Genomic DNA, 14,461 nt, shown 5'->3' with positions numbered 1-14,461 from the left:
ATATTGTGATAAAAATGAAAGTTTTTTAAATCAAAGAACTGACGGCAAGATGTTTTGGCTCATTTTTTGCAACTTTTTTTTGACAGGAGAGAATTGTATTTATACTCTCTTCACTTATGAATGATTTTTTCTCCGGCGTGATAAGCAGTGAGGCACTTGCTGTAAGCAGAGGAAACCTGCATGTTTGCTCTTTTCTGTTTTTGGAAACAATATAGCCGTTCTCTTTATCTTTTTTGCTGTAAAATTCTTTTGCAGAGGAAGCAAATTTTTCCAAAATATTTTCTATCATTTTTGTGTCAAAAGAGCTATGGGCAAAATTTTTATTCTCCCAGGCAACAAAAAAGTCATCACCTCCTATGTGGGCTTTGAAAACATCTTTTGGCAGTTCTTTTTTTAAAATATCTGCAAAAAGCTGAATAATCCTGTCACCGTTTCGAAAACCGTACACATCATTAAAGGCTTTGAAATTATCGAGGTCAAAATAACACAGAAGATGGGACGCTGAGGATTGGGATACTTTGTAGATGTATTTTTCAATCATTGTGTTTCCGGGAAGTTTTGTGAGCGGATTCTGGTCTCTTGCCTGAATCATATTTTCCTGGTGCATCATATTGATAATTGCTTTTGCGGATAAAAATCCATAATAGCCTGAGTTTTTTGTAATAATAATGCCTGAAGATTCAGGATTGTTTGCAAAAAGTTCTATAAGGGTAGTGGTGTTGCTGTTGATATCTGCATGCCCGCAGGGGTGAAGCAGGTTTTCAAGCTTTGAGTTGTTTTGTTCGTTTAAGAGTAAAGACATGCCATAGGGGGAGTAAAGAAACTCTTTGATGTCAGATTCAAGCAATATTCCCACGGGCTCATTTTGGGAATTCACAAGAGGAACAATGGGAACACTCTGATTCTTTTTAAAATACTCTATGACCAGATTCATTTTTGTTTTAATATTTAAAGGCTGAATTTTGTCTATATTGTTTTTCAGTAAAATATTTTTGTCACTTATCCGTCTGTCGAACTTTATAATGTCGATAATATTTGCGTATTGCTGATAAATTTTCTGTGTATTTTTTGTAGGTTTCTGAATAAGATAGCCCTGTGCCAAATGGCAGCCGATGTCTTTACATGTAAGGTACTCCTCTTTTGTCTCAACACCCTCGGCGATCACCTTGATGCCCAGCTGAATGGCAAGATGTGTGATGTTGCGAACCATGAGTTTTTTCTTCATATTCTTTTCAAGTCCCTGTAGAAAAAATCTGTCAATTTTGATGATATCGGGTGTGGAATCATAAAAGAGTTTGTACCCGGAATAGCCGACACCAAAGTCGTCTATTGCAATGGAAAAATCTTCATTTTTATAATGCTGGAGTATTTTTTCAAGGTCAAATTCACTGGAAATTTCCTGTCTTTCCGAAATTTCAAAACAGAGATTTTCTTTCTTTATATTGAGCTCTTGCAGAATTTTTGTTGTATTTCCGGTTGAAAAATTTTCCATTTCCAAAACGCGGTTATCCAGATTGTAAAAGAGTTTTATGTTTTTATAGTTTTGTATCTGTGTGTATTTTTTTAAAGCTTTTTCTCTGAGCGCCAAATCAAAAGAGTACAAAAGTTTTTCTTTGTAAACAGCATCAAAGAGTGAAAATATAGACTTGAATCCGACATCCTGAAAATTTCTCAGCAGGGCTTCTACACCGTAGAGTGTCCCTGTATGGATATTGATGATAGGCTGAAAAGCCACATCAAGAATTTTAAGATTGTTTTTCCACTGTTGTGTGAGTTCATTATTCATTATTTTAGATATCTCTTTCTTTGGGATTCTTTTATCTTTGAAATGTCGACGACTATAAAGCTGTCTATACAGTTGGAAAAATCACTGTCTATATTGTAGGCGCAAAATTGTATACCGCCTTTTTCACACAGGTCGGCATACTGTTTGTAAAGCGTCGGAACATTGGCATTGATACTGCCAAGAGCTTTTTTGAGTGTTTTGAAATTCTCTTTGTATTGTGGTGCACTGAACTCTCTTTTGAGATTTGCTATGAGTGTTTCATCTGTTTTAAAGTTGTAGGGATTTTTTGCGCTGACAAGATTTTGTCTGTCTTGAAAGTTTTCATCATAAAAGTACAAAATCATATCTTTGGCTGTTTTGGCATAACTTTCACTCAGTGAAACCGGACCGTACATGTAACGGATATGCGGATTGTTTTTGAGATATGCGCCTATGCCGTACCACAAATAATCAAGTGCCCGAGAACCCCAGTATTTTGGTTGGACAAAACTTCTGCCGAGTTCTATGGCATCGGGGAGGTAAGGCAAAAATGCTTCGTTATAATCAAAAAGTGTTGTTGTATAAAGGGCATCAACGCCAAATTTCTTTATGATATCCGCACATTCCGCTATACGGTATGCTCCGACTATTTCAAGATCTTCCTCATCCCAGAGTATAATGTGCTTATAGTATCTGTCATATTTGTCTATATCTCTTTTTTTGTTGATGCCCTCACCGACTTTGCGAAAGGAGAGTTCTCTGAGCCGTCCTATTTCATTGATGATAATAGAGTTGTTGTCATTGCTGCTGTAGAGATAAATTTTTTTTCCGTCTTTTGTCTCTCCGAGCAGTTGTGATGATTTTAACTCTTTTTTGAGATCCCGTCTGTCTTCGGGATGGGCGATTGCTTTTTGGGTTTCAAAATAGCTCTCATTTTTTTTGAGGGCATAAAGATGTTTTTTATAGAGTTTGACGAGTTTGTCCTTTTGTATCCCCTTCGGCGTGATGTTTTCATAAGGAATAAGTTCGCCTACAATCATCTCAATAGCTTTGTACTTTTGTTTAAACATTTCGTGTGCAAGAAGCAGGGCTGCAAGTTTTTTGTTCAGCGCTGATACGGAATAAAAAGTTTTGGAATTTTTCCCTCCTATAAATACAGGGAGTATGGGGGCATTGCCTTTTTTGGCAAATTTTAAAAAACCTTTGTGCCAAACCTTGTCTTTTATGCCTGTCGGAGTAGCCCGGCTTACTTCGCCGGAAGGAAAAATGATGACAGCCTCTTCCGCATCAAGTGCCGCATATACCTGAGCAACGGCTTCTTTTTTTTGCCGTGCCTTAAAGTTGTTGACATTGATTAAAATATTTTTTATGGGAGTGATGACTTCTAAAAAATCATTTGCAACAACTTTTATATCTTTTCTGACATTACTGACAAGCTTGATAAGTGCGAGTGCGTCCAAAGAACCAAGCGGATGATTGGCAATAATGACAACGCGTCCGGAGGAAGGAATGTTTTGAAGATCCTTGTCTGAGACGGAAAAATCAAAGTTGAGGTACTGCAATGCTTCGTCTATAAACTCAAAACTGCCCAAATGTCTGTTCTTTTTGATAAATTCATTGATTTGTTTTTCATGGACTACAGAATCTGCAAATTTTGAAATTGCACCTTTGATCACCCTGGAGTTTTTAAGTTTGGGGTATTTTTTTATAATCATTTTTTCAACATCAATCATATAGGCTCTTTTTTGTATTGCGTTGAAAAATTATAGTAAAGAGAGGTTACACAGAGATTACATTTTTTCTTATATATAATTCAAGATAATTCTGTATACTTAAGAAAATATTGAAAAGGGATGCTTATGCCTGAGTATGCAAAACAGATAACGATTTTGTATGTAGAAGATGAAGATGATGTGCGCGAAGGCTATTCCCGTGCACTCAAACGGATAAGCAAAGAATTATATACAGCCAACAACGGTATTGTCGGACTCGAATGTTTTAAAAAATATCAGCCTGATATTGTTGTAAGTGATATTAAAATGCCTAAAATGAACGGTCTTGACATGATTCGGGCGATAAAAGAGATTGAGCCGGATGTAAAGGTCATATTTACAACAGCACACAGTGAAAGTGCCTATCTGCTTGAAGCGATAGAGTTGCAGGTGGAGGGGTATCTGCTTAAACCTGTGCAAAAAAAATCTCTAACCGCTTTGATAGAAAAACTTGCCAAAAATATCATTATTGAAAAAGAGTATGAAGAGCAAAGAGAAATTCTGCAGTATATTATAGATTCTGAAAGCAGTATATCTGTTATTGCAAATATTGAGCATGTCAGTTTTGCCTCAAAATCTTTTTTGAAATACTTTGGAGTAGAGAGTGTCGAAGAATTTAATGAAAAATTTCATTCTATCATTAATATTTTTTCAAATGAAGAGGACAGTATCAACACGAAAAACATACAGGCTTTTTTGGAAAAAGGCAGGAGTCTGTATGATTTTATACACTCTTTGAATGAGACCCAGAGAATTACGACGATTGTAAACTGTAAACATGAGCAAAAATCATTTTTGGTCAATATTTCCAAGATTAATGAAACACAGTTTTTGATGAACTTTACAGATGTAACGGAAATAGAAAAACAACGAGAAGTCATTACAAAAAGAGCCAATCATGATATGCTTACAGGACTCTATAACAGAAACAAGTTTGAAGAGATTTTTGCGTATGAACTTTCTCAGGTAAAAAGATATGGGTATCCCCTCTCTTTGGCTATAGCAGATATAGACCATTTTAAACTTTTTAATGACAGATACGGGCATCTGGTTGGAGATGAGATTTTGAAACTTGTCGCCAATACACTGATTTCGTGTACCCGAAGTGCGGATACTATAGCAAGATGGGGCGGAGAAGAGTTTGTTATGCTTTTGCCGCAAACAGCCCTTAATGACGCACAGCTGCTTCTTGAAAAATGCAGAAAAAAAGTTGAAGAACTTCACACTCAGGAGTATGGAAAGATTACACTGAGCTTTGGTGTCACTGCTTATAAAAAAGGGGATACTCTCAAATCAATGCTCCAAAGAGCGGATGAAGCTTTATACAGTGCAAAAGAGAAAGGAAGAAACCAGGTGGTGAGTAAAAAATGAAACAGAAAATAATATTTTTGCTTTTGTTTTTACTTTTGTTTGTGGTAAGCCAGTACCTGAACAATTATCATAAAAACCACTTAATTCAAAGAGAGCTCTCTTCGGTTCTCAGGCATTTAAAAATAAATTATGAAATAGTAAATGAGACAGACAAGGCAGATGCAGCCTCGTTAAATGCCTTTGTGTCCAATGATGAAACAGTTTTGCGTATATTGCGGGAAGCTTTACATGTAACGAAGGCAAAAAGAGAGTTCCTGCGAAAAGAATTGTACCAACATTTGAAAAAGCAATACCGCGAAATTCGAAAACGCGGTGTTTTACAAATGCAGTTTGTACTCCCGGACAATGTCTCTTTTTTACGCATGCACAAACCGGACAGGTACGGGGATGATTTAACAGGTATTCGTTATACTTTTGAGTATGTCAACAAAACACATAAACCGATTGCAGGCTTTGAACAGGGGCGCATTGCGCATGGTTTTCGTAATGTTTTTCCTTTGTTTGACGGGGAAAAGTATATCTGTGCCTATGAAATATCTTTTTCCTCAGAATCTTTTCAAAACAGACTTGCCAGAGTAAACAGACTCTACACACATTTTTTGGTCAATAAAAAAGTATTTGATGTGAAATGGTACAAAGACAAAGAATTTTTAGCGCACTATAAAACAAGTATAGAGTCAGATGACTACATGTTTGTCTATGCAAAAGGTGTCCGAGCACAGTATCTGCAATATTTGAAAGAAAATATTATTCAAAAGCATCAGCAGGAGATAGAAGAAAATATGCAAAAATGCAAAGCTTTTTCTTTGTATCAAAAAACAGGAAAAAGTGTCAAAGTTGTCTCTTTTTTGCCTGTTAAAAATGTAAAATCAAAGCAGACAGTAGCGTATCTCGTTTTGTATGCAGACAATTCAAATATCCAGTCTATTTTGTATAACTTTAAGCTTATCAGTCTGATTTTATTCATAGGATTGTTTTTGCTTGTGTATCTTTTTTATCTACAGTTTATTCGAAAAAAAGCACTCAAAGAGACAGCGCAGGAACAAGAAAAACTCCTGGAACTTTTTGACAAGGGAGATATTGCTCTTTTTCGATGGCAAAATGATATTCACTGGAGTGTCGAATATGTCTCCAACAATGTTGCTTCTTTAACAGGGTACACAAAAGAGACATTTTTAAAGGGTGAAATTGAATATCCTGATTTGATAGATGCAGAGGATTTGCAAAATGCTCTCCATGAGCTTACAGAAGCATTTGAAAAGAATTTAGATATTTTAAAGCATCAGCCGTATCAAATCACGACAAAAGAGAAAACAAAAAAATGGGTAGAACAGACAACACTCTTCATTCGTGATGAAAAAGGGAAAATAAGCCACTTTTTAGGCTATTTGATAGATGTCAGCAAAAGACAGAAACTCGAGATACAACTGCAACAGCTCAATGAACACCTCAAAGAAGAGATAGAAAAACGTACAAACGAAATACTGCAAAAAGACAAGATGCTCCAAGAACAGGCAAAATTGGCCGCGATGGGAGAGATGGTCGGCGCAATAGCACATCAGTGGAGACAGCCACTCAATTCACTCAATATCAATATTCAAAATCTTGATGATGATTATGAGGAGGGCTTGATTGACAAAGAGTTTATAGATGAATTTATTGACAAACAGACACAGACAATAAACTTTATGAGTCAAACGATAGATGATTTTAGAAACTTTTTCAGGGTCGATAAAGTCAAACAGGATTTTTGGGTAAAACAGAGCATCGAGAACACTCTTTCTTTGGTAAATGCACAGTTAAAGAGTCACAATATTGAAATATCACTGCAAGGAGAGGATTTTATGCTTCATGGGGTTGAAGGTGAGTTTCAGCAGGTTATTCTCAATATTGTATCCAATGCAAAAGATGCCATTGTCCACAACCATAAAGAGTATGGAAAAATAGACATTACACTGAAAGACAAAAAGATAATTATCACAGACAACGGAGGCGGAATACCGGAGGAAATTATAAAAAGAGTGTTTGAGCCCTACTTTACAACAAAAGAGCAGGGTATGGGCACAGGAGTGGGTCTGTATATGTCAAAGATAATTATTGAACAAAACATGGGCGGGCGTTTACATGTAAGCAATACAAAAGAGGGGGCCGAGTTTATCATCGACTTCACTAAAAAACAATAGTAAAACTGGAGCCTTCATTCAGTTTGCTTTTGATGACAAGCTTAAAGTTGTGCAGCTGAATAATGTTGTTCACAAGAAAGAGTCCCAGACCCAAAGAGTTGTTCCATCGGTTCGAATGGACTCTGTAAAATTTGTTTGTAATGTTTTGCAAATCTTTTTCAGAAATACCTATTCCTGTATCAATAACTTCGAGTGAATTTTGACTGATATTGACTATGACTTCATCTTCGGAGTATTTAAAAGCATTTTCTATCAGGTTTGTAATGACAATGCCAAAAAGTGTCGGGTCAATGTCTATTGTCAGAGCTTTGTCTCCATTGATAATAATTTTTTTGTTTTTATAATGGAGTCCCAGGTTTTGTGCCGCTTCCTGTACCAGATTGTATAAATTTACTTTGCGCGTATTTAAAGCCTGGTGCCCGCCATCGAGTTTCATGGAGAGTCTGAGTGTATCTATAAGTTCACTGAGTTTTGTACCGTTTGTATATATTTTTGTAAGAAATTTCTTTCGTATGCTCGGGTTGATGTTTTCATCGTCAAGAAGTGTCTGTGAATAGCCGTTTACAACCGCGATAGGGTTTTTAAACTCATGGGATATTGCAGAAATAATGTCATCTTTTTGTTCATTGAGTTTTTGGAGTTTTTGCGTATATTTTGTTTTTTGTTTCTCTTTTTTGACAAGTATCTGTGAGACTTTTGTCAGCAGATTTGTTATGTGAAAAAATTCCTGGGAAAAATCAGATTTTATGTAGGTGTTCTTTTTCTTTTTTGTAAGAGATTTTAAAAAGTCTACAATTCTTTTTGTTTCATGCTGAATCTGTATATTTATTTTATAAGACATATAGAGCACTATAAGAAAAAAAAGCAGTAAAACAAAGGCTATTTTAATGCCAAGGTTGATGATTTCACTGCGGACACCTTTGATTTCCCGGGCAACCCGTACAAAGATGACCTTGCCGTCGATGGTGTATTTTTTTGCTACATACTGCAGATCTTTGTCAAGAGTGTGTGAGCGGCGTATGATGTAGCCGTGCTTTTCCCTGTTTGCCTGTATGATTTCGTCTCTGTATTTATGGTTGTCCATAGTATGTTTGTCTTTGTCAGACTCTGCCAAAATGTTGCCCTCTTCGTCTATAATCGTTAGGCGCAAATGGAGCTGTTTTTTTACTTTTTTTGCAAGTGCATCGAGGTCTGTGTCTTTGTTGATGGTAAAAGAGACAAGCTCAGTGGCCTGCATAAGTGCCTCTTTTGAAGAGTGAAGATAAAATTCATATACCCAATAGTAGACTATAGCACTCACTATTAAAAAGAGTGCCAAAAAGAGTGCTAAAAACTTCTCTAGTACTATTTGGGAAATTTTTTTCATTTAATTGTGGATGTTTCCACCGATTTTGATATAAACAAGCAGGTTTGCAACGCTGATTGCCCTGCTGGCAATTTTTTCACTTTTGCGAAGTGCTCTGAGCATCCTGTGATATTTTTCAAAGGTACTTGATCCTTCCGCCTGTTCTACAAGCTTTCGTTCTATCATTTCATACAGATCATCAACTTTGTTTTCTTCTATAAGTACCTCTTCATACATCTCCTGAAGCTCATCCATGTCATCAACATTGATCATTTTCACTGTTGTAGTAATGGCTTTGACCGTTGAGGTCTGCATAAGGCTTGCATATTCGTTAATCTCTTTGACATCCAGGTCTTTGCATACATCTGTAAAGCCCCGTATGAAACTTCTTGTATTGGAGCATGCGCGTGAGAGTTCATTGCTTATTTTAAAGTAGGCAACAACCTGTCGCAGGTCTCTTGCTTCGGGTGTATAGAGTGCAAGGACCTTGATGATTGCGTTGTCAATTTCATCCGCTTTTGCCGTAATGTTTTTGATGCTGTTTCTTGCATCATTAAAGGTTTTCTCGTCACAGTTTTGTAAGGCTTTGAGAATAAGTGTATTGGCCGTTACAAGATTTTCTCCGATATGTGTAAGTTTTTGTCTTATTTCGTCTAGGCTTGTTCTAAATGTTGGTAACATATTTAGCTCCTTAATTTTTTATAATTTATCCGAATCTACCTGTGATATAGTCTTCTGTTTTTTTCTCTTTAGGATTTAAAAAGATGTTTTCTGTTTTATCAAATTCTACCAAGTCACCAAGGTACATAAATGCAGTATAGTCACTGATACGCGAAGCCTGCTGCATATTATGTGTAACAATTGCGATGCTGACATCTTTTTTCAGCTCCACCAGCAGCTCTTCAATGGCACTCGTTGAGATAGGATCCAGAGCGGAGGTCGGTTCATCAAAAAGAATGACTTCGGGTTTGACTGCTACTGCACGGGCAATGCAGAGTCTCTGTTGCTGTCCGCCTGAGAGTCCCATGGCAGACTTGTTCAGTCTGTCATGGACCTCTTTCCATAAGGCACTGCCCTTGAGTGCTGCCTCTACACGGTCTGCAAGTTCACTTTTGTTTTTGATGCCTGCAATTTTCAATCCGTAGGCAACATTGTCAAAAATACTCATAGGAAAAGGTGTCGGTTTTTGAAAAATCATACCGACTTTTTGGCGGAGTTCTATAAATTCATTCTCTTTTTTAATTTCAAGAATGTTTTGATATTTTCCGGTTGTTTCATTAAGCAACTCAATCTTTCCGTCATATTTGTTACCGGGATACAGGTCGTGTATACGGTTCATAGAACGTAAAAGTGTTGATTTTCCACAGCCACTCGGACCGATAAGAGCAGTAATTTTATTTTTCTCTATGGATAGATTTATATTTTTTAAAGAGGGCTCGTCGACCCCAGGATAGGTAAAAGAGAATTTTTTAATATTCATTACAGGCATAATTTTTGTTTCCTTAGTTATTTGTGTTTGTTTCTTGTGATAAATCGACCCAGCAGGTTGATAACTAAAACCATCATTGTCAGTATAAATGAAGCAGCCCAGGCAAGATCACGACTTGACTCTTCAGGTTCATTGGCAAGATTATAAATACTGACAGTCAAAGAGGGAAAACTCTGTGTGAGGTCGAGACTGAAATAGTTACTTGTTTCACTTGTAAAGAGCAATGGTGCTGTTTCACCGGCAATTCTTGCAAATGCCAAAAGAATACCTGTCATGATTCCCACTTTTGCGGCTTTTATAACGATGTCCAGGATAACACGGTATTTTGATGCACCAAGGGCAATACCTGCTTCGCGTAACTCCTTGGGAACAAGAGAGAGCATAGAGTCTGTTGTGTTGATGATGATAGGAACCATCATAATTGTAAGTGCCAAAATACCGGCAAATCCGTTGGCTCCTCCATAAGGGGCAACGGCTATGGCATAGACAAAGGCACCAATTACAATAGAAGGCGCGGACATCATGATGTCACTCAAATCCCGAATCAGCTCCGGATATTTTCCTCTTCCGTATTCGCGTATATAAATACCTGCAAGCATTCCAAGCGGTATTCCTATGGCACCTGCCAAAGAGGCAAGAACAAACTGTCCCACCAAAAGGTTTCTAAGACCTCCGTCAACAAGGTCATTGAGAAAGAGGCTTAAATGAAGCGAAGAGAGCCCTTTGATAAAAAGGACTGTAAGTATCCATCCTAAAAAACCAATGCCTATAAGTGCAGAAGTTACCGAAAGTGCCAAAAATATTTTGTTTAACAGAAGTCTCATAACTTAACCTTTTTCAAAAAGTAAAATTTGGCAACTGAAATGATGATAAAACTCATGACAAAGAGAATCAGACCCAGATAAAAGAGTGCACTTTCTCCCAGTCCGCTGGCCTCGCCAAAGTTTACAGCCATGGCAACAGGAATGGAGATGGTAGGGTCGGTAATCTTTTCAGGCAGTGAATAGACTGCTCCTATCAAAAATGCAACAGCCATAGTCTCACCCAGGGCACGTCCGAGTGCCAAGATGATAGAGCCTATAATACCAACCTTTGAGTAAGGAAATATAATATCTTTGACCACTTCAAATTTTGTAGCACCAAGTGCATAGGCAGACTCCTTGAGTACATCAGGGGTTGTATTCATACTGTCACGTGTGATGGCTGCCATAAAGGGAAGAATCATAATGCCAAGGACAAGTCCGGCAGTCAGCAAAGAGACCTGATAGCCGCCAAAGGTATCGGAGATAATGGGGGCAAAATAGTAGAGTCCCCACATACCAAAAATGATACTCGGAATTGCCGCCAAAAGTTCAATGGCCATACCGACAAACTTGGAGATGTTTTTTGAAGCGATTTCAGCCAGAAAAACAGCAATACCCATAGCAATAGGCAGTGCAAAAGAGAGGGCAATAAGCGTGGAAAGAATTGTTCCGACTATCGGAACAAGTCCGCCATAAAGTGTTTTTGTCTGAGACTCTTCATCTTCATTAAGAATCATATCATCTTCATCTTCGATGGCATTTTCATCTGCATTGTTCAGAGCAGTGTTTATTGTGTCGGCGGCACCCTCCACAGGAACCTCTTTGTTCCATGTCGGATCAACAAGAAAATGGAGTCCAAACTCTTCAATGGCGGGCTTTGCAGCGCTAAAAAGAGTGATAAATATGCCAATAAGTATAACGAGCACAAGAGAAGCACTTGATAAAGAGAGCTTTTGAAATATTTTTTCCATATAAGAAAACCCTAGAGTAAATTTATTTTGATATTATATTGTAATTTCATTACAAAGAGATTACATTAAGGAAAGAAATTTATGCTACACAAAAAGTGTAACATAAAATAAGGAGAGAATGAAATTTGAAATTTTTTTTTTGAAGAAAGAGATTATCTAATCCCTTTTTCTTCCCAGTATTTTCTGATTTTGTCTGTAAGTGCGTCCGGTAACGGAACAAAACCTAAACTTTTTGCAATTTCTTGACCGTTTTTGTATGACCAGTCAAAAAATGCTGTTACTTTTTTATCCATTTCAGGCTTTTCAGCAGGTACCAGGATAAATGTAGCAGCTACGATAGGGTAAGAATCGGCACCTTTTGGATCAGCAATAATAGAGTAAAAATCTTTTTTAGGATCCAGATTTGCTTTTGCAGCAGCGATTTGAAATGCTTTTAATTCAGGTTTGATGTAGTGTCCCTCTCTGTTTTGAACAGAAGCCATTACAATACCGTTTTTCTGTGCATCAGCATAGTCGATGTATCCGACAGAGTAGGGAGTCTGTTTGATAAGACTTGCCACACCTGTGTTTTTGTTTCCACCGATATGCTGGTTTCCCGGCCAGTTCAAAGATTTTTTTGCACCGTAAGTATGTCGCCACTCTTTGGATACTTTACTTAAAAAGTATGTATAGTTGAATGTTGTTCCCGAACCGTCTGCACGGTGAACGAATGTCACTTTTTCATGTGGCAGTTTCAATCCTGCGTTTGCAGCAGTGATTAACTTGTTGTCCCAGTATTTTATTTTCCCTTCAGAGATTGCAACGATTGCACTTCTGCTGAGTTTTAAGTTGGAAACACCCGGAATGTTGTAACCCATTGTAATTGCACCGACAACACCCGGAAACTGATAAAGATTGTTTTGTTTCAAAACTTTTGGAGAAAGAGGTTTGTCCGTCCCCGCAAAATCAACCTGTCTTGCTTTTGCATCCTTGATCCCTTTAGAAGAACCTTTTGAAATATAGTCAACTTTGATACCAGTAGCTTTATAGTAGGCTTTTGTCCATTTTTGATATACCGAATACGGAAAAGAAGCACCACTTCCTTTGAGTACATCATTTGCACTGAGTCCGCCTGCAAGAACTGAAGCTACAAGAGCTAACTTGATTACTTTTGTCATCTGTTACACCTTTTTAATTTTAGTTATGAAAGTATAGACTTTTTTTATTACACTAAGGTTACAAAACGGCAAAAACTTTGTGACACAGTTCAGGAGTATTGTCACTTGGATTGTTTTGTACCAGATACAAATATAGTATAGGGTTGTTGCCTGTTGCCGTTTTGTAACCTTTATGTAACCTAGATATTTTATACTTCCGCCAACAAAACAAAAAGGAATTCAAAAATGAATAAAATCGTTTTATCAGCTTTAGTTGCTTTAACTCTAAGTTCAGTTGCTGTAAATGCTAATGAAATCAAATTATATCAAGATGCTAACGGACAAGTGTTTACACAACCTGCACCGGATAGAACACTGTTGGATACAAAAAGCCTTGGCAATACAAAACAAAATATTACTATAGTAGACAAGAAATCTCCAAACTTTTTATTGGGCAAGCAGACGCATATTAATATGAAATTTGTTGCACAAGACAATCCTGATATGTGGCTCAAAGCAGGTGTGCGTATACAGGGTACATTTGAAAACAGAAGTGTTGAGGATTTAGCAACAGGTGCGACAACAAGTTATTATGATGCCTATTTGAGACGTGTTCGTTTTGAAGTGGCAGCAGGTTTTAACAAGTATGCTTCTTTTACAATGGATGTGCGAAATGATAAAGCGAACTATAAAGATAAGGGAGAGCAGGGATTCAATGTCGGTGATGCCTATGTGAAAATCAAAAAACCTTTTGGTTCGTCACTCGTAAACTTTAAACTTTTTCGTGCAAAAATTGATGTTTCCCGTACAGAAACTGTAAAATCAGCACGTGTGCTTCACTTTGACCGTCCTCATGTAGCGGATGAAGCGGCACAGTATATTACACATAACCGTCGTGGTACAAATGCACAGGTTTATGGTAACTGGAACAAAAAAGTACACTACCAGGTAGCTATAGGTGACGGTGTCTATTCCGGAAAACTTAAAGATGCTGCAGGAAATACTTTTAGTGGTACTAATTTCATGCAAAAGAACTTCTTTTATGGTGGAAAAATTGTTCTTTCTCCGTTTGACGGTTGGGAAGAGAAAAAAAGAACTGAAAGTTATTTTGGACAGGGTAAACACTTTGAAGTGGGTGCCGGTTACTGGGTAAGTCCTGATATTCAATACACAACAACAGGTGGTGTAAATACTTCAGTGGATCACAAACTGTTAAATCTTGAAATGTCAGCACACTACAAAGGTGCTTTTGTTCAGGCAGAATACTTTAACTTTGACGGTGTTGCAAAAGACTGGACGAGTATAACAAGAGGAAAATCTAACGGCTGGTATGCAACCGGTGAGTATTGTTTTGTAGATTATGGTTTTGTTGCTCCATATGTAAGATATGAGTCTTGGGACAAATTTAAAGATTTGGACGGGTATGATTTGACATCCAAAATAGTCGGTGTAAACTGGTACCTTATGGGGAACTCAATCAAAGCCGGATTGACATTCCAGGAAGACAAATATGGTGCAAACATAGGGAACGAGAAAGAACGTAGAATAAAAGTTACTTCTCAGTGGTTCTTCTAAAAACAAATTTCAAATTTCATTTCTCCTTTTTTACATGTAAAGCATCACCGC

11 protein-coding genes are annotated in these 14,461 nt (G+C 37.3%); 3 read left to right on the top strand and 8 right to left on the bottom strand.

The window, feature by feature from the left end; all coding sequences use genetic code 11:
• Window positions 1-25 precede the first annotated feature (25 nt).
• The gene (locus LCX93_RS10610) at window positions 26-1,786 is read right to left on the bottom strand and encodes a GGDEF domain-containing protein (protein ID WP_226066247.1); all 1,761 of its coding nucleotides are present in this window, start codon (window positions 1,784-1,786) and stop codon (window positions 26-28) included.
• A complete protein-coding gene (gene olsF / locus LCX93_RS10605; protein ID WP_226066246.1) occupies window positions 1,786-3,498 on the bottom strand; it encodes a bifunctional ornithine lipid synthase OlsF in 1,713 nt (570 codons plus the stop codon). Before olsF ends, LCX93_RS10610 begins: the two co-directional genes overlap by 1 nt.
• 126 nt (window positions 3,499-3,624) lie before the next feature.
• On the opposite strand from olsF, the gene LCX93_RS10600 reads away from it, so the two are divergent.
• Together LCX93_RS10600 and LCX93_RS10595 are read left to right on the top strand one after the other, a co-directional pair.
• A complete protein-coding gene (locus LCX93_RS10600) occupies window positions 3,625-4,908 on the top strand; it encodes a GGDEF domain-containing response regulator (protein WP_226066245.1) in 1,284 nt (427 codons plus the stop codon).
• Complete coding sequence (locus LCX93_RS10595; protein WP_226066244.1) at window positions 4,905-7,091, top strand: sensor histidine kinase; 2,187 nt, start codon at window positions 4,905-4,907, stop codon at window positions 7,089-7,091. Before LCX93_RS10600 ends, LCX93_RS10595 begins: the two co-directional genes overlap by 4 nt.
• Here the strand turns inward: LCX93_RS10595 and LCX93_RS10590 are convergent.
• The 6 genes from LCX93_RS10590 to pstS all read right to left on the bottom strand — a co-directional run bounded on the left by LCX93_RS10590 (window position 7,078) and on the right by pstS (window position 12,856).
• A complete protein-coding gene (locus tag LCX93_RS10590; protein WP_226066243.1) occupies window positions 7,078-8,457 on the bottom strand; it encodes a sensor histidine kinase in 1,380 nt (459 codons plus the stop codon). The genes LCX93_RS10595 and LCX93_RS10590 overlap by 14 nt on opposite strands.
• On the bottom strand, window positions 8,458-9,117 hold the full coding sequence (locus tag LCX93_RS10585; protein WP_226066242.1) for a phosphate signaling complex PhoU family protein: 660 nt from the start codon (window positions 9,115-9,117) through the stop codon (window positions 8,458-8,460).
• 25 nt (window positions 9,118-9,142) lie between these two features.
• Complete coding sequence (gene pstB, locus LCX93_RS10580) at window positions 9,143-9,925, bottom strand: phosphate ABC transporter ATP-binding protein PstB (RefSeq protein ID WP_226066241.1); 783 nt, start codon at window positions 9,923-9,925, stop codon at window positions 9,143-9,145.
• A 17-nt stretch (window positions 9,926-9,942) separates the two neighbouring features.
• Window positions 9,943-10,749, bottom strand: coding sequence for a phosphate ABC transporter permease PstA (gene pstA / locus LCX93_RS10575; protein WP_226066240.1), 807 nt, complete (start codon window positions 10,747-10,749; stop codon window positions 9,943-9,945).
• On the bottom strand, window positions 10,746-11,699 hold the full coding sequence (gene pstC, locus LCX93_RS10570; protein ID WP_226066239.1) for a phosphate ABC transporter permease subunit PstC: 954 nt from the start codon (window positions 11,697-11,699) through the stop codon (window positions 10,746-10,748). Before pstC ends, pstA begins: the two co-directional genes overlap by 4 nt.
• Window positions 11,700-11,851: 152 nt before the next feature.
• Complete coding sequence (gene pstS / locus LCX93_RS10565) at window positions 11,852-12,856, bottom strand: phosphate ABC transporter substrate-binding protein PstS (protein WP_226066238.1); 1,005 nt, start codon at window positions 12,854-12,856, stop codon at window positions 11,852-11,854.
• A 225-nt stretch (window positions 12,857-13,081) separates the two neighbouring features.
• Here pstS and LCX93_RS10560 point away from each other — a divergent pair, with 225 nt between their 5' ends.
• Window positions 13,082-14,410 carry a porin family protein gene (locus LCX93_RS10560; protein WP_226066237.1) on the top strand — a complete coding sequence of 443 codons (1,329 nt, stop codon included), beginning with the start codon at window positions 13,082-13,084 and terminating at the stop codon, window positions 14,408-14,410.
• Window positions 14,411-14,461: the final 51 nt, after the last annotated feature.

Origin of the sequence: Sulfurimonas sp. SWIR-19 (assembly GCF_020410885.1) — a bacterium.
Lineage (GTDB): Bacteria > Campylobacterota > Campylobacteria > Campylobacterales > Sulfurimonadaceae > Sulfurimonas > Sulfurimonas sediminis.
Note: the sequence above shows the minus strand (reverse complement) of the source record. Positions and strands in the feature narration are given on the sequence as shown.